General features: G+C 66.7%; 14 protein-coding genes. 4 read left to right on the top strand and 10 right to left on the bottom strand.

What is annotated here, in order from left to right; translation table 11 throughout:
• The first annotated feature begins 42 nt into the window (after positions 1 to 42).
• Positions 43 to 2,805: a TonB-dependent receptor domain-containing protein gene (locus tag AB4Z00_RS11415; RefSeq protein ID WP_442046012.1), complete on the top strand. Its 2,763-nt coding sequence runs from the start codon at positions 43 to 45 to the stop codon at positions 2,803 to 2,805.
• A gap of 77 nt (positions 2,806 to 2,882) precedes the next feature.
• On the opposite strand, the gene AB4Z00_RS11410 is transcribed toward AB4Z00_RS11415, so the two are convergent.
• Both AB4Z00_RS11410 and AB4Z00_RS11405 read right to left on the bottom strand, forming a co-directional pair.
• On the bottom strand, positions 2,883 to 3,329 hold the full coding sequence (locus tag AB4Z00_RS11410) for a nuclear transport factor 2 family protein (RefSeq protein WP_442046011.1): 447 nt from the start codon (positions 3,327 to 3,329) through the stop codon (positions 2,883 to 2,885).
• A complete protein-coding gene (locus AB4Z00_RS11405; RefSeq protein ID WP_442046010.1) occupies positions 3,326 to 4,051 on the bottom strand; it encodes an alpha/beta fold hydrolase in 726 nt (241 codons plus the stop codon). Before AB4Z00_RS11405 ends, AB4Z00_RS11410 begins: the two co-directional genes overlap by 4 nt.
• A 360-nt stretch (positions 4,052 to 4,411) precedes the next feature.
• Between AB4Z00_RS11405 and AB4Z00_RS11400 the strand changes: the two genes are divergently transcribed.
• Positions 4,412 to 6,052: an alginate export family protein gene (locus AB4Z00_RS11400; protein WP_442046009.1), complete on the top strand. Its 1,641-nt coding sequence runs from the start codon at positions 4,412 to 4,414 to the stop codon at positions 6,050 to 6,052.
• A gap of 7 nt (positions 6,053 to 6,059) precedes the next feature.
• Here the strand turns inward: AB4Z00_RS11400 and AB4Z00_RS11395 are convergent, their stop codons facing one another.
• From AB4Z00_RS11395 to AB4Z00_RS11360, 8 genes are read right to left on the bottom strand one after another with little or no spacing between them, the layout of a single operon-like run.
• Complete coding sequence (locus AB4Z00_RS11395; protein ID WP_165921430.1) at positions 6,060 to 7,004, bottom strand: LysR substrate-binding domain-containing protein; 945 nt, start codon at positions 7,002 to 7,004, stop codon at positions 6,060 to 6,062.
• A 1-nt stretch (position 7,005) separates the two neighbouring features.
• A complete protein-coding gene (gene fdhA, locus AB4Z00_RS11390) occupies positions 7,006 to 8,190 on the bottom strand; it encodes a formaldehyde dehydrogenase, glutathione-independent (RefSeq protein ID WP_132266986.1) in 1,185 nt (394 codons plus the stop codon).
• A complete protein-coding gene (locus AB4Z00_RS11385; protein ID WP_442046008.1) occupies positions 8,187 to 9,209 on the bottom strand; it encodes a PDR/VanB family oxidoreductase in 1,023 nt (340 codons plus the stop codon). Before AB4Z00_RS11385 ends, fdhA begins: the two co-directional genes overlap by 4 nt.
• A complete protein-coding gene (locus AB4Z00_RS11380; RefSeq protein WP_442046007.1) occupies positions 9,206 to 10,258 on the bottom strand; it encodes an aromatic ring-hydroxylating dioxygenase subunit alpha in 1,053 nt (350 codons plus the stop codon). Before AB4Z00_RS11380 ends, AB4Z00_RS11385 begins: the two co-directional genes overlap by 4 nt.
• 21 nt (positions 10,259 to 10,279) lie before the next feature.
• Positions 10,280 to 10,642, bottom strand: coding sequence for a hypothetical protein (locus tag AB4Z00_RS11375; RefSeq protein WP_442046006.1), 363 nt, complete (start codon positions 10,640 to 10,642; stop codon positions 10,280 to 10,282).
• Positions 10,642 to 11,520 carry a gallate dioxygenase gene (locus tag AB4Z00_RS11370; protein ID WP_442046005.1) on the bottom strand — a complete coding sequence of 293 codons (879 nt, stop codon included), beginning with the start codon at positions 11,518 to 11,520 and terminating at the stop codon, positions 10,642 to 10,644. Before AB4Z00_RS11370 ends, AB4Z00_RS11375 begins: the two co-directional genes overlap by 1 nt.
• A gap of 10 nt (positions 11,521 to 11,530) precedes the next feature.
• Positions 11,531 to 12,625 (bottom strand): Rieske 2Fe-2S domain-containing protein, encoded by a 1,095-nt coding sequence (locus AB4Z00_RS11365; protein WP_442046004.1) that lies wholly within the window; start codon positions 12,623 to 12,625, stop codon positions 11,531 to 11,533.
• A 13-nt stretch (positions 12,626 to 12,638) separates the two neighbouring features.
• Positions 12,639 to 13,622, bottom strand: coding sequence for a PDR/VanB family oxidoreductase (locus AB4Z00_RS11360; RefSeq protein WP_442046003.1), 984 nt, complete (start codon positions 13,620 to 13,622; stop codon positions 12,639 to 12,641).
• 191 nt (positions 13,623 to 13,813) lie between these two features.
• On the opposite strand from AB4Z00_RS11360, the gene AB4Z00_RS11355 reads away from it, so the two are divergent.
• Positions 13,814 to 14,530 (top strand): GntR family transcriptional regulator, encoded by a 717-nt coding sequence (locus tag AB4Z00_RS11355; RefSeq protein ID WP_134094269.1) that lies wholly within the window; start codon positions 13,814 to 13,816, stop codon positions 14,528 to 14,530.
• Positions 14,531 to 14,657: 127 nt separating this feature from the next.
• A complete protein-coding gene (locus AB4Z00_RS11350) occupies positions 14,658 to 16,001 on the top strand; it encodes an MFS transporter (protein WP_442046002.1) in 1,344 nt (447 codons plus the stop codon).
• Positions 16,002 to 16,032: the final 31 nt, after the last annotated feature.

Genomic DNA, 16,032 nt, shown 5'->3' with positions numbered 1-16,032 from the left:
GAAGACGGATTCCAAACATTTTTCCAGGGGAGGAAACAGGAAATGGCAAACATCTACACGCGTTCGGCGACCCGGCTGGCACTGGGAGCGGCAACCATCGCGCTGCTACCCGCCGCAGCGATGGCCCAGACCGAGACCCAGGCGCCAGCTCCGGCGCCCGAGCAGCCGCTGGCAGACCAGGTGACCAGCGAACCGATCGTCGTGATCGGCACGCTCATTCGCGGCATCGCTCCGGCCGGCAACAACGTCATCAATGTCGATACTGACCAGATCGCGGCCACCGGCGCGGCCTCGACCAGCCAGGTGCTCAGCACCATTCCGCAAGTCGGCAACTTCTTCAATGCCTTGCCCGCCGGCATATCGCAGCAGCCCGGCTCCAACGGGTCGAACCCGATCAACCGTCCCAACTTGCGCAACCTGCCYGGCGCCAACACCAGCGGCGGCGCCCAGACGCTGGTCCTGTTCGACGGCCAGCGTGTCGTCGGTGCGGGCATCCAGCAGGTCGCGGTGGATCCCGACATCATCGCGCCCGGCGTGATCGCGCGCGTCGAGGCCATGACCGATGGCGGCTCGGCGGTATATGGCTCGGACGCGATCGGCGGCGTCATCAACTTCGTCACGCGCGACCGGTTCGACGGCATCCAGGCCGATGCCCGCTACGGCATCGGCGAGGACTACCAGTCGATCGAAGCCAGCGCGCTGGCGGGCAAGGACTGGGGCTCGGGCGGTTTCTACGTCGCCTACGGCTACTCCCATCACGACAGCGTCTACGGCGCGGATCGGGACTGGGTGAAGCAGGTCGACTGGAACACCGACATCCCCACCGGCCGCAACTGCGCCGCGCCCAACGCGACCATCGGCACCACCGCCTATGTGCCTTCCGGATCGGGCCTCGTCGCGGGCGGACCCAATGTCTGCGATTTCTCGGATCCGGTCGCCATCTATCCGACTTCGACACTGCATACCGTGTTCGCCCGGCTCAACCAGCGGCTTTCCGGCGGCGTGAAATTCGACATGACCGCGCTCTACGCCAATCGCGCGATCAGCCAGGTCAACGGAACCCTGGGCACCGGCGCCCTGGGCACGGGTGCGGCAGGGCAGGCCACGCTGACGGCCGCCTCGCCGTTCTACCGCCCGACCGCCGACGCCAATGCCGGGCTGCCGCAAGTGGTCAGGTTCGACTACAGCCCGCTCTTCGGAACCCGGTCCGCCACCCAGCAGACCGATCTGGAAACCTGGCGCATTGCCCCTTCCGTCTCGGTGGAGCTTGGCTCGGACTGGGAATTCAGCGGCCTGTTCAGCTACGGCATCGCCACGACGTCCTTCAACAACGCCCAGATCAGCGCGGCCGCCCAGTCTGCCGCGCTCGCGGCGCGCACTCTCAATCCCTACGACGTCGGCGCCACCGCGCCCGGCGTGGCATCCGGGTTGCTGCGCTATGCCAGCGGCAGCGGACGGAACGAGTTCTACGACTACCGGGCCATCGTCAATGGACCCCTCTTCGCGCTGCCGGGCGGCATGCTGCGCGCAGCCGCGGGCTACGAGCACATGCAGGACAATTTCACCCGGCGCACCACGAATGCATCCACTTATGCGCTCCAGAACCCGGCCACGTATATCCAGAAAGTGGATTCGGTATTCGGAGAACTGTCGATCCCGATCGTCGGCGATGAAAACGCGATGTCCTTCATCAACGAGCTGACCCTTTCCGCATCCGGCCGCTACGACAAGTACAGCGACTTCGGCGACACCTTCAATCCGAAGCTCGCCGCCACCCTGCGCCCGGTCGAATGGATCGCGATCCGCGGCAACTGGGGCAAGTCGTTCACGGCGCCTTCCCCGGTCGACCAGCTCGGCGTCCTGGCCTCCGCCGTGGCGACGGTGCCGGCTGCATTCCTGCGCACGCCCCCCGGCGTGACTGCGGCTCCGGGCGAAATCGGGCTGTTCGTTTCGGGCACCGCGCCGGGCCTTCAGCCGCAGAAGGCCACCAACTGGTCGATCGGTGCCCAGATCGAACCGCCGTTCCTGTCGGGGCTGACGCTGAATGTCAGCTATTACAACATCGATCTGAAGGGAACGATCGGAAGGCCCGTCACCGGCGCCGACCTCAGCGACTACTACGCCAACTTCCCGCAGCTCTATTCGGTGCGGCCCAGCGGCCAGGAACTGGCGGCCTATCTCACGCAGTTCGATCCGGCCAATTTCAACTTCACCGTGGCCAACCCGACCTCCCCGGGCCAGGCGCTCATTACTTCGGGCGGCACCAGTTCACCGGTGCTGGTCGCGCTCGACACGCGTTCGCGCAACCTGGGCACCGCCACGCTGGACGGGATCGACTTTTCCGCGAACTACGTGCTCGACACCAGGTTTGCCTCGTTCGATGCGAGCGTGAACGGCAACTACCGTCTTTCGCAGGAATCGCRTGCCCTGCCCTCGCTGCCGCTGTCCGACGATCTTGCCTTCAACACCCCGGTGTTCCGCATCCAGGGCACTCTGGGAACCAGAGTTGGCGGGCTGCGCGCGCAAGTGATCTGGAACCACACGTCCGGTTACAAGCGCGGCCTCGTGGAATTCGGTCAGACCAAGGTTTCGGCTTTCGACACGATCAACCTGTTCTTCAAGTACGACGTCAAGGCGAAGTCCGCCTGGGCCAGCGACCTGTCGTTCACGCTGAATGTCCAGAACCTGTTCGACGTTTCGCCTTCCGAGTTCCGCTCGGCCGCGAGCCTCGGTTTCGACACTACCCAAGGGACGGGCTTCAGCATCGGCCGCATCGTCCAGTTCGGCGTCAGCAAGAAGTTCTGATCCGCGGGGCGCACCTTCCGGGCCAGGGCGCTCGGACGGTGCCGCTCCGAACCGTCAAGACCTGGGCCGGGGCGCCGTCACTCCGCGAATGCCAGCGATCCGCGTCTGCTGACAAAGCGCCAGACGCCGTCCGGCTCCAGGTGCAGTTCGTCATCGAAGTCACCCACCAGAACGGTCTCGCCGCGCTCGCCGCTATAGAGCACGACATAGCTGCGCGCACGGGCGCGCGACGCGCCCAGCACGTCGACGACGGTGTTGGCCATGACGTGGCGGGTACGCCGCGCCGGGCGGTCGCGAAAGAAGGCGCGTATGGCCTCGCGTCCGCAGACCGGGGCGCCGGGTGCCGTCGGCCGAGCGAACGTGCCGTCCTGCGTGAACATGGCAGCCAGGGCATCGTGATCGTGCGCATCGTTCGCCTGGGCAAAACGATGGATCTGGCGCACGACGGCCTGCTCGATCGCCAGGCTCCCTGCAGCGCCGGGTATCTCCGAAGCGTTTGAAATATCTTGAACCTCGCGTGTCATGCGGTTCCCGCTTCCTTGTTCAGGGGCAATGCCATCCATCGTTCCAGCGCCGCGGTCACGGCTTCGGGCGCTTCCATCGGCGCCATGTGGCCGCTGCCGTCGAACACCACGTAGAGCGAGCCCGGCAGCGCCGCGAGGATCTCCTCATGCTGGGCGGGCGGGCTCCACGCATCCTCGCTTCCGACGCCGATCAGCACCGGGCAGCGCACTGCGGCAAGGGCGGCCACCGCATCGGGCCGTCCCAGCAGCGCGGCGATATGGCCGCGATGGACCGCAGCGCCCATCCGGTGCACCATCGCATGAAGACGGTCGTTCAGTTCCGGATCGGCATCGAGGCGACCCTTGCCCACCATGGGCGGGAGCCAGACGTTTGCCAGGGCCTCCATGCCTTCGCGCTCGCCAAGCTCGATCAGCGCCTGACGCCGCTCGGCCTCGCCCGGGCGGACGGGATGAATGCCGGTGTCCAGCAGCGCCAGTCGCTCGACCCTGTCCGGCGCCATCCGCACCGTTTCCAGCGCGACCCGCGCGCCCATCGAATGGCCGGCCAGCGAGAAGCGCGCGGGCGCTTGCTCCAGCACATGGCGCGCCATGGCCGCGATACTGTCGAAATGCCGCAGGTCGGGCACTTGAACCTCGTAGGATCGGCCGAGGTGCTCCACCTGATGTTCCCACACGCAGGCATCGCACAACAGGCCGGGAAGCAGGATGATCGTCTGTCGCACAAGCGCTCGCTGGTTGCCGGGTTGTCCCACCGGGTAGAGCACTGCGGGACGATCCGGTCCTATTCAATTGCCGCGCCACGTTATGCGCTTCCGGCATGTCGCCGCTATCGCAATTGGTGATAGCGGCCTTGGCGGAAAGCATACGCCCTATGGCCGGATCGATGCGTAACCTCTGCCCATCGGTTCCATCGGAGCCGCGAAGACAGAAGCGACCTGCACAGCAGGCGGAAGAGGATGCACCATGACAGCCGCACTGCGTTAGCCAGGCCCTTCGTGCCCGCCCTCCCCTCCATCGTGACGGGGAAGGCGCCGGGCATGTTCCTGCACCGACATACCCTTCCGATAGACGAGGATTCCCGAATGGCCCTTGGGCTTTTCCCAGAGATGACGGCTGCCTGCGCCCTGCTGGCGCTGGCCCAGCCCGCCTTGGCGCAGCAGGCCGGCGGCGAGGCGCCGAACCGCGATGCATCTTCCGCCGCGCCCGCCTCTGCAGTCCCTTCTGCGCCGGGCGCCCCGCCTGTCCTCACCCCTGTCCCCGTGCCGGTGATCGTGACCGCCGCCGCTGCGCAGGAACGCGCCATGCGTCCCCTTCCCCCCGTGGAGATCGGCGCCCCGCCACCGGTCCCGCCGCCCGCCTCGCCGCCTATCCCGGAGCCGGTACCGGGCGGGCGGACGGCAACGCCCTGCACCCCGCAGAGCCTGCGCTGGACCGAGGACTGGACCTGCCTGGCCAATCCCGCCAAGCGCACTTCTCCGCTGGAAGCGCTGCGCTATCTGCCGCTGGGCGACGATCCCGAGGTCTATCTCTCGATCGGCGGCGAGGCCCGCTACAACTATACGTACTGGAGCGCGCTCAACCTCGGCGCCAAGGGCAAGGACAAGCTCTCCGCCCTGCAGCAGCGCCTTCGCCTGGTGGCAGACCTGCACCTGGGCCGCAACGTGCGCGCTTTCCTCGAACTGGGCGACAACCGCGAATTCTTCGAGACATTCGCCACGCCGCCCAACCGCGACAAGCTGGACATCAACCAGGCCTTCATCGACGTGACGCTGCCGCTGGGCGACACCACAAAGCTGACCCTGCGTCCGGGCCGTTTCGAAATGCCGATCGGCAATGGCAAGCTGGTCGGCCTGCGAGACGGCGTGAACGTGCGCTACGTCTATCAGGGCATTCGCGGGACGCTGATCGAGGAAGGGAAGGTCCGGGTCGATGCCTTCGCGGTCAAGCCGGTGACGTTCGAACCCGGCATGTTCGACGACGGCCCCGAGAATGGACGCCACTTCAACGGCGTTTACGTGGCCAGCGCGCCGGGGCTGCTGGCGCCCAACCTGGCGGTCGACCTCTACTGGTACGATCTCTACCGCGAGAACGCCCGCTATACCACGCTGACGGGAACCGAAAGCCGCCAGAGCTGGGGCCTGCGCCTCTCCGGGCGCGCCAGCGGCTTCGACTGGGACGCGGAAGGCACCTACCAGAGTGGCAGCTTCGCCGGCCAGAAGATCCAGGCCTGGGGCATGCTGCTGGAGGGGGGCTACACTTTCGCCGATCTTCCGATGAAGCCGCGCCTCGGCGGCCGGTTCAACTGGTTCAGCGGCGATGACGATCCGAACGACGGCAAGATCGGCACTTTCGCACCGCCTTTCCCGCGCACGCCGCTCTACAGCGATGCGGGATGGCTCAACATGTCCAACCTGATCGACGTGACGCCCACGCTGACGCTCAAGCCGAGCAAGAAGCTCTCGCTGGTCGGCGGACCCGAACTGTTCTGGCGCGCCACGGCGGCCGACGCGGTCTATGCCGGGCCGACCAACTTTCCGCTTCTGCGCCCGACGGACGGCGGCCGCTTCGTGGGGACGGGGCTGAACCTCCAGGCCGATTATCTGGCGACGAAGAACCTGAGTTTCCACGCCTATTTCACGCACTTCATCGCCAGCGATTCGTTGCAGTCCGGCGGCGGACGCAGTTCGGACTACTTCGGCTTCTGGGCCGATTTCCGCTTCTGATGTCGGGTCAGGCCACGCTTTCGACGATGTCGCTTTCCTCCAGCCGGGCAACTTCGCGTTGCAGTTCCGCCAGCAGCAGCTTTCCAGCCTCTCCCAGCGGTCCGCGGTGGATGATGCCGGCCGGGCGCGGGGCTGACGGCACTGCCACCGGCAGGATGCGCATCGTGTCGCGCGCGAGGTCGCCCGCGACCAGAACTCGCGGCACGGCACTGACGAACGTGCCCGAAAGCAGCAGTTCGCGCATGAAGCCCACCGATGTCGATTGCACGGCCGCATCGGTATCCAGCCGAAGCTGTTCCAGTATCTCGCGCACGTCGCGTTCCATCAGCGTGCTGACCGACGGCAGCACCAGCGTATAGCGCTGCACGTCCGCGGCGCTGACGGAGGGAAGCGCGAAAAGCGGATGGTCGCTGCGGGCCACCAGCGAGATCGGCTCGTCGTACAGCACCCGGCGAACCAGATCGTCAGGCTGCGACGGGGGATAGAGGCGGCCAACGATGACGTCGATTTCGCCTGACAGCAGCGCCGGGATCATCTGGTCGGTCTTGCCCTCGATGACGGAGATCGTCAGGCGGGCGGCCTGTTCGCCGGCATTGGCCAGAACGGCAGGCAGCAGACCGTGCGCGGCCACCGGAAGCGCGCCGACGCGGATGGTTCGCCGCTGGCCATCGGAAAGCCGGTCCAGCTGCCCTTCCAGCTCGCGAATGGTGGTCAGCAGCTTGCGCGCGCCCGCGGTGAGGACCGCGCCCGTGGCATTGGGCCGCACGCCGCGAGGATGGCGCTCGAATATTTCGGCGCCGATGATTTCCTCCACCTCCTGCAAGGTGCGCGACAGGGCGGGCTGGCTGACCCGCAACGCACGCGACGCGCGGAGCAGGCTCTTGTGCTGCTCCAGCGCGTCGATCACCCGCAGATGGCGGATCTTCAGCCTTTGCTCGAGATAGTGCGCCAAGTCAGGATGCCACCATGCCATTGGGGTCGATGACGAACTTGGCGGCGGCGCCCTTGTCGAAAGTCTCGTAGCCCTTCGGGGCATCCTCCAGCGAGATCACTTGCGCGTTGACTATGTCGGCGATGGGCAGACGGTCGTGCAGCAGGGCCATCATCAATTGCCGGTTGTATTTGAGCACAGGAGTCTGACCGGTGTGGAAGCTGTGCGACTTCGCCCAGCCCAGGCCCAATCGCAGGCTGAGATTGCCGGTCTTCGCCTGTGCCTCGTGCGCGCCGGGGTCTTCGGTGACGTAAAGTCCCGGAATGCCGATGGAACCGGCCGCGCGGGTCACTTCCATCATCTGGTTGAGCACGATGGCAGGCTGCTCCTTGCCGCCGTGGCCGACCGCCTCGAAGCCGACCGCGTCGATGGCGCTATCCACTTCGGGCACGCCGATTACCTGCTCCACCAGGTCGCCCAGCCGATCGTGGCTGGAGAGATCGATCGGCTCGAAACCGACCTTCCTGGCATGGGCCAGGCGATCCGGGTTGAAATCGCCGATCATCACCACGGCCGCGCCGAGCAGGCGGGCGGAAGCCGCTGCCGCGAGGCCCACCGGCCCTGCCCCTGCCACATAGACGGTCGAACCGACGCCCACGCCCGCGTTGAGCGCGCCGTGGAAGCCGGTGGGCAGGATGTCCGTCAGCATCGTCAGGTCGCGGATCTTCGCCATGGCCCGGTCGCGGTCGGGAAACTTGAGCAGGTTGAAGTCGGCATAGGGCACCATGACGTAGCGCGCCTGTCCGCCGATCCAACCGCCCATGTCCACATAGCCGTAAGCCCCGCCGGCACGGCCGTCGTTCACGGTCAGGCACACGCCGGTGTCGCCGTGGCGGCAGGTGCGGCAGCGGCCGCAGGCGACGTTGAACGGCACCGAGACCAGATCGCCCACGTCGAGCATCTCGACATCGGCGCCCTTCTCGATCACTTCGCCGGTGATCTCGTGGCCCAGCACCAGACCCGCCGGCGCGGTCGTCCGGCCGCGCACCATGTGCTGGTCGGATCCGCAGATGTTGGTGGTCACGATCTTGAGGATGACCGCGTGATCGATCTTCCGGCCGCGCGGATCCTCGAACTTGGGGTCGGGGATGTCCCGGACCTCCACTTTGCCGGGTTCCAGATAGACGACGCCGCGATTGCTGCTCATGCAGGTTCTCCCATGGAAAGTTCAGGTCCGCCGAAAGCGAAGGCATCGTCGCCTCGCCACGCCGGTTCGATCGTCACGCTGCCCCCCGCCACGCGTGAGACACAGGCGCACATCTGGCGGTTTTCGCGGTGCTGGCGCGAAGAGAAGAAGACGTCGCGGTGATCCATCTCGCCTTCCGTCTCGACGATATCGACCGCGCAAAGGCCGCATTCTCCGCGTCTGCACTCGAAAACGACCTCGACGCCTGCCGCTTCAAGCGCATCCAGCATGGATTCGTTCTCGCGGACCAGCACTTCTGCGCCAAGGCGCGGGAGCTTCACGGTGAACGCCTGAGCCGCGTGGCTGCCGCTCGATCCGAACGTCTCGTAGCGCAGCCCGGCGCGCGGACGGCCCGCTTCTTCCCAGGCGCTGCGTACCGCTTCCATGAGCCCCAGCGGCCCGCACATGTAGAGTTCGCCGTCCGCAGGCAGGCGGCGGATCTCGTCCGCGATGTCGATCTGCTCGCCGCGATCGGACGCGAAAAGGGTCAGCCGGTCACCCAGGAACCCGGCCAGTTCCTCGCCATAGGCGAACTCGTCGGCAGAGCGCGCCGCATAGACCATGCGCAGGCCTGCTCCGCGCGCCGCAAGTTGCGCGGCCATCGCCACCATGGGCGTAATGCCGACACCTCCGGCCACCAGCAGGTAATGCGGAGCGCCATGCATGAGCGGAAAATCGCAACGCGGCGGCGCGACGGCCAGGGCGTCACCGGGCTGGAGGCGCCACATATAGGCCGAGCCGCCCCGGCTCTCCGGCTGGCGCTTCACGGCGATGCGCAAGGTGGGACCCTCCTGGCCGACGACCGAATAGGACCGCTGGTCGATCCTGCCGCCGACATCGACCTGCACCTTGACGTGACTGCCGGGCGGGCAGGCGGCGGCGCGGTCCAAGACGATGCCGAACTCTCGAATGGTCGGCGTGACATCGCGAATGGAGGTCACGCGGCCCGATTGCCAACCGGCGGGAATTTCGCCGCTCATTCCGCAGCCTCCGCCATTTCCGGCGCACTCTCCGCCGCGATCATGCGGTCGATGGCGCGACGCGCCCACATCGAGCCCGCATCGATGTTGAGGTTGTAGAAGACGTGATCGGGATGCTCGTCGATGGCGCGCTGCTGCGCTTCGATCACCGTCTCGTCTTCCAGCATGATGCCGCCGCCTGCATTGAGGACGCGGCGCGTATGGCCCTGATCGCCTATGTTGTAGTTTCGCAGATGGGCCCAGAAATAGTAGCAGGTCTTGTCGGTCGAGGGGGTGGGCAAGTGCAGCACCCGCATGTCCACGCCTTGCGAGCGATCACCCTCCGGCGCGCCGGTTCCGGCGGGCGCCACGCCCACTTCCAGATAGATCACCGAAGGCGCCAGGAAGTTGATGACCTGCCAGCGATCGGTCTTGCCGGGCTTGCCGAGCTGCCCAGCCCAGAACGGCGGCGCCTCCTCGTCCAGCACCCAGCGTTCGACGCGCGCGGTGCGTTCGCCGTGATAGGCATCGAACGGCGCCTCGGCGAGCGCCTCGTTGCCGATGCTGGAGGAATGGACGAACGTCTCGTGAGTCAGGTCCATGAGGTTGTCGATCACCAGGCGGTAGTCGGCCTTGACCTCGGTCATGCTGCCGTCGCCCGCCCAATCCGGGTGGTCCGGCCACGGCAGGTCGGGGATGAGCGCCGGGTCGGCCAGCGCGGCATCGCCCGGCCAGACCCAGACGAAGCGGTGGCGCTGCGCCACCGGGAATGCGCGCACGCAGGCCGAGGGGTTGATCGTCTCCTGCGAGGGCATGTGCGTGCAGCGCCCGTTGGGGCCGAACACCAGCCCATGATAGCCGCAGCGTACGTCGTCACCCTGGAGCGTGCCGATCGAGAGCGGCACCAGGCGGTGCCAGCAGGCATCCTCCAGCGCCACCGGCGTGCCGTCCTGCCGGCGATAGAGCACCATCTTGCGGTTGCAGATCGTGCGCGACAGCAGGCTGCGCCCAACTTCCGCGTCCCACGCGGCGACATACCAGGCGTTCATCGGAAATGTCTGTGTTGTCATGGTTTTTCTCCCAAGCCCCGTTCACCGTGCGTGCGGCACGGCGCGGGTCTGCATGAATTCCTCGAAGCTCTCGCCGCGCATGATCGCGTAGACTTCCAGATTGGTTTTCCGGACGACGCGGGCCCACTTTTCGAGGACGAAGAAGTTGACGCCGGCCTGGACGATGCCCAGCCAGTCGCGCGCGCGCACCAGCGCCATCTCCTCCTCGTCGAGACCCGCCGCGCGCATCGCCGCTTCCTCGTCGTCCCAGAAAGCCTGGCGCGCCTCGGGCCGGATCATGTTCCAGAAGAAGCGGTTGAACGCGAGGCGGCGGTTGCAGGTGCGCAAGTCGAAGACGTAAGTGCCCTCGGGCATTCCCACGGTCTGCGGGTTCTGCGTGAACATCAGGCGGCCTCCTGCTCGCGTTGCTGCGCCGCCGCCGCAGTCTCGCGTTCCTCGTAAGTGACGACGGTCATCGCTGTGGTGGTCATGAGGTAGTAGTTGCGGTGCATCTCCTCCAGCGAAGCGCCGAGCGCGCCGCGCATCGCCAGCCACATGATCTGCTCGACGCTTTCCGCGCCGCCCAGTCGCACGTAGTCCGCATGGGTAAGCTGAGTCAGCCGCTCGGGATCGTCACGCAAGGTTTCGAGGAAATCGAGATCCCACTCGGTATTGTTGAAGCCCGTTCGCTCGCCGTGAATCTGGTGCGAAAGCCCCCCCGTACCGACGACGACGACCTTGAGGTCTTCAGGGTAGCTTTCCACCGCGCGGCGCACGGCCTGCCCCAGCCGGTAGCAGCGCCGGGCCGTGGGCAGGGGATATTGCAGGACGTTGATGGCGATCGGTACGACGGTGCCGGGCCAGTCCGGCTCATGCGGCCAGAGCAGCGGCAGGGGCGAGGCGATGCCGTGGTCGATCGGCTTGTTCTGGAAGAACGCCAGGTCGAATTCCTCGTTCACCAGCGCTTCGCCGATATGCGCCTGGAAGTCCACGTCCCCCCGGATATCCGGAAGGCCCCGAAGGCCCGCGCCTTCGTCGGCAATCGGGAAGCGCTCGCCCACGCCCAGTGCAAACGTCGGGTAGAGGTCGAAGAACAGCGTGGTCGCGTGGTCGTTGTAGAAGAACAGCAGGACGTCGGGCTGCTTCTCGGCCAGCCATTTCGCGACGGGCTTGTAGCCCTCGAACAGCGGGGCCCAGACCGGGTCCTCCTGACGCCCCTTGTCGTAGGCGACGCCGATGGTGGGTACGTGCGACGTGCCGATACCGCCGATTATCCTGGCCATGTCTGTCTCCTCAGAGCCCGCGGGCCTGCTCGGCCTCGGCCCGTTCGAAGATCGAACGGCGCATCAGCAGGCCGGGCTTGTCGGGGGCGAAATTCAGGTCGAACTGGGGTTCGGCATCCTGCGCGACGGTCTGCGCGATCCATTCCAGCGCATCCACGTCTTCCAGGTACGCCTTCTCGGATGCCGTGCGCAGGAACGCGTCCGCTTCCGCATCGTCCAGCTTCCGGTCRCGCGAATTGAACCACCAGTAGTGGAGCGAAGTCTGCGTTTCCGGCGTGATGAGATGAGTGATGTTGAAGCGGTACTTCTTCGGCGTGCCCGAAGCGTCCGCGTTGTCCGTGACGCTGGCATAGGCGGTGTGGAGCGCCGGGGAGACGTACCGCGCTTCCGAGAAACGATCGACGCGCTTGTCCATCAGCCCCATCGGCACGCCGTAGATACCCGGCGGCGGCGCATCCCTGAGCGCGCGGTAGATGACGACGACATCGCCCTCCAGCCGCACGTCCAGCTTCGACCGCGCGAACTCCGGCGTGCCCACGGTGCCGGGATGAAGGAACGGAAAATGCGTCTGGTCGAGCAGGTTCTCGTGCATCGCCACATAGTCCGACTTGATGTGATAGGCCCCGCGCACGCTTTTCCACTCGGGGCTTGCAAGCCAGGACGTATCCGGGATCAGCGCCTCGTCCGCATGGTCGGGGTCGCCCATCCAGATCCACACCAACGGGCCGCGCTCCGCGGTGGGGAAAGCGGCGACATTGGCATTGGTCGGCACGATCGGCATCGAGGGCATGGCCAGGCAGCGCCCCGAAGGATCGAACTGCATGCCGTGATAGCCGCAAACGAGCACGTCGCCCTCCAGCCGCCCCTTGGCGAGCGGGAAGGAGCGGTGCGGGCAGCGGTTGCGCACCGCCACCGGCTCTCCCGCCAAGGTCCGGTAAAGCGCGACGTCCACGCCCAGCAGCCGGCGGCTGATGATGTCGCGGCTGATCTCGTCCGCGAAGCCTGCAACATACCAGCAATTGCGCACGAGCGGCGTGTTCTGGTCGGCAAAGCGGCCCATTTCCAGCGGCGAGGCGGCGGCGGGGATGGCGGTCATCTGGTTCATGTCAGGTCTCCGGTCAGGCGTCGAGTACGAGGGTGCCGCCGGGCAGGCGCGACACGCAGATGCACAGCGTGTTCCCTGCGGCGCGTTCCTCGTCGGAAAGATAGCTGTCGCGGTGGCTGATCCGCTCTCCCCCTTCCAGGACGGGGAGCGGACACAATCCGCACTCCCCGCGTCGGCAATCCGAGAGGACATCGATGCCGGAGGCGGTCAGGGCGTCGAGGATGCTGGCGTCTCGGCCGACCTCGACAGTGCGACCAGTGCGCCGCAGTTCGACGGCGAAAGGCGCATCGTCGGGAGCGGGACCGGCGGTGAACCGCTCCGAACGCACGCGCGCATCGGGCCAGCCCAGGGTCCGCGCGGCAGTGTGGACGGCCTCGATCATCGGCAGGGGACCGCAGACGTAGACCGTGGTATCGTCGCTCTGCGCGGCGAGCAGCGCGGCCATATCGAGGTGGTCGGTCGCAGGATCACCGCTGACGTGCAGCCTGCCCGCGGCACCTGCCAGTTCCATCCCTTCGGCGGCATAGGCAAGATGGTCCTGCGTGCGGCCGGCATAGACGAATGCGAAGGGCCGCCCTCGCCGCACCACGCTTCGCAGCATCGCATAGATGGGCGTGATGCCGATGCCGCCGGCGATCAGGAGACTACGCCGGTCGCGCAAGTCGAGCGGGAAGTTGTTCCTGGGCCGCGAGACCTTGAGCCGCGTTCCCGGGGCGAAAGTATCGTGGATATGCGCCGACCCACGCTGGCGATCCTCGCGCTGGACGGCGATCCGGTAATGATCGGCCCGATCCTCCGCGAGCCCCTGGCCGCCGACAAGCGAATAGTGCCGCACGATCGGCCCGCTGAGATCGGAATGCATGTGCAGTTCCACATGCGCGCCCGGCGCCCCGCGAGGCAGCGGAGAACCGTCTGCCGAGGCCAGGACGTACTCCCGGATGCGCGGCGTGAGTTGGCGCACGCCTGCCACCACCATGTCGATCAATTGCCCGTGCACCGGCCTCTCCTTGTTAGCCCGTTCCTGTGGAACCGATTGCGATCTCAGCCGCGATTCGATGCCTCGATAATCACTTTGGATCCAAAGTACGTCAATACCTTTCCATAATTGTCGATTTACGGCGAGTTTGGATCCCATTTTTGGATCCACGGAACTTGGCGGGTCCGCAGCAGGTGTGTAGGTTCGCCGCCATGACCAGCTCTCTTCCGGACGACGCCACCACCCTTCGTGCCAAGTCTTCGGCGCTGACCCGGCTGCGCGAAATGATCCTGCGCGGCACGCTGAAGCCGGGCGAGCGGCTGCGCGAGGTCGAGCTGGCGGAGCGGCTTGCGATGTCCCGCACGCCGATACGCCAGGCGCTTCCTGCGCTGGCGCTGGAAGGCCTGCTGGTCCAGGCGGGCGTGCGCGGCTATGCGGTTCGTTCGTTCACGCGCGCCGAAAGCCTCCAGGCCCTGCATCTCCGCGCCATGCTGGAAGGCTATGCCGCGCGCAGCATCGTGCTGGCCGGGCGAGGCAAGGCGATTGCCGATGCGCTGGCCCCGCTGATCGCCGAAGTGGACGAACTGCTGCAGGCCGGGACATTGTCGGAAGTGCTGGAAGAGCGTTACGGCGAACTCAACGAGCGCTTTCACACCGCTGTCGTGGAAGGCGCCGACGATCCCCTGCTGCGGGACCTCATCGCCCGCTGCAACGTCGTGCCCTTCACATCGCCCGCGGTCATCGCCTTCGAAGAACTGGAGGACGCCGAGATCATGGACCTCATGCGCTATGCCCAGCGCCAGCATCACGCGATCGTCAATGCGCTGCGCGCGGGCGACGCCTTGCGCGCCGAAATGCTGTTTCGCGAACACGCGACCACGCAGGAAAGCAGCATGGCCATGGGCGAAACGCTTCGGCGTTCCCTCTAGCCACCGCGCCGCTATAACAGGAGCGGCATAGCTCCCAGCATGAATGCGATACGGGCGTTCGCAGGCAGCATGCCTAGCATCCCCCCCAAAGCACCGCTTCAGCGGATGCTGACTGGAGAGGATGACCATGGCAAGTGTCACGGCGGCAGGGCCGCCCACCATCGGGACCGACGATCGGGAGACGATGTCCGTCTTCCAGATCGCCGCTATCGGCGTCTGCGTATTGATCAATGCGCTCGACGGCTTCGACGTGCTGGCAGTGGCCTTCACCGCGCCGGCCATATCGCGCGAATGGGGCCTGGCACCGACCCAGGTGGGAGGGCTGTTCAGCGCCGGGCTGGCGGGAATGGGCATCGGCGCGTTCACCATCTCTCCGCTCGGGGACAAGCTGGGGCGGCGGCCGGCGATCCTGTTCTGCCTGGCCCTGCTCGCCGCCGGCATGTTCGCCTCGGCCTTTGCCGGCGATCTCGGCCAACTGGCAGCGACCCGCGTGCTGACCGGCCTCGGCATCGGCGGCATCCTGGCGAGCATCAACACGGTCGTGGCGGAATATGCGTCTCCGCGCCGCCGCAGCCTTGCGATCTCCTGCATGGCGCTGGGATATCCCGTCGGCGCGACTGTCGGCGCTCTGGCCGCCGTGCCGCTGATCGGGGCTTTCGGGTGGAGATCGATCTACCTGCTCGGCGCGGCGGCGGCTGCCCTGCTCGTCCCCCTGGTGCTCTGGCTGCTGCCCGAGTCCATCCAGTTCCTTTCGGCGCGCCGCCCGGCAGGCGCGCTGGACAAGATCAACCGGGTCCAGCGCAAACTCGGCCGCGCGCCGCTCGACAGGCTGCCGCCGCTCGCGGCCCGGACGGCCGAGAACCGCCCCGGCTTTGCCGATCTGTTCCGCCGCCGGATGCTCACCGCCACTGTCCTGGTCATGCTGCTCAACATGTGCGTGATGGCAACGGTCTACTTCGSGATCAGTTGGACGCCGAAGATACTCTCGGAACTGGGCTTCAGCGACAGTATCGGTATCTACGCCTCCATGATGATGAACGTCGCGGGCGCCATCGGCTGCCTTCTGTTCGGATTGCTGGCGAACCGCTTCGGCCTTCGCAACTTGTCCGCAGCGGTATTCGTGGGCATGGGGCTGGCGCTCACCGCCTATGGACTGGCGCCGCCGCGCGCCGTCGCCCTGATCGCGGCGGCCTTCATCACCGGCTTCTTCCTCAACACCGCGATCACCTGCCTCTATACGATCCTGCCGCAAGTGTTCCCGCCCGAGATGCGGGCCACGGGGACGGGGATCGGCCTGGGGGGCGGACGGATCGGCGCGGTGGCCGGGCCGTATCTGGCCGGCATGCTGATGGCCGCCGGCTGGAGCCGCGCGGCCTATTGCATCGCCCTGGCAGTGCCGATGATCGCCGCCATCGTTATCCTTCCCGCTCTCCCCCTCGGGCGCGGGGCCGGTCGGCGCGAACAGCGATAGCGCCCCCGTGGACGCACTGTCCGGCCCCGCC

The organism is Novosphingobium sp. YAF33 (assembly GCF_052113265.1).
Classification (GTDB): Bacteria; Pseudomonadota; Alphaproteobacteria; order Sphingomonadales; family Sphingomonadaceae; genus Novosphingobium.
The sequence above is the reverse complement of the archived record's forward strand: the minus strand, read 5'-3'. Positions and strand labels throughout refer to the sequence as shown.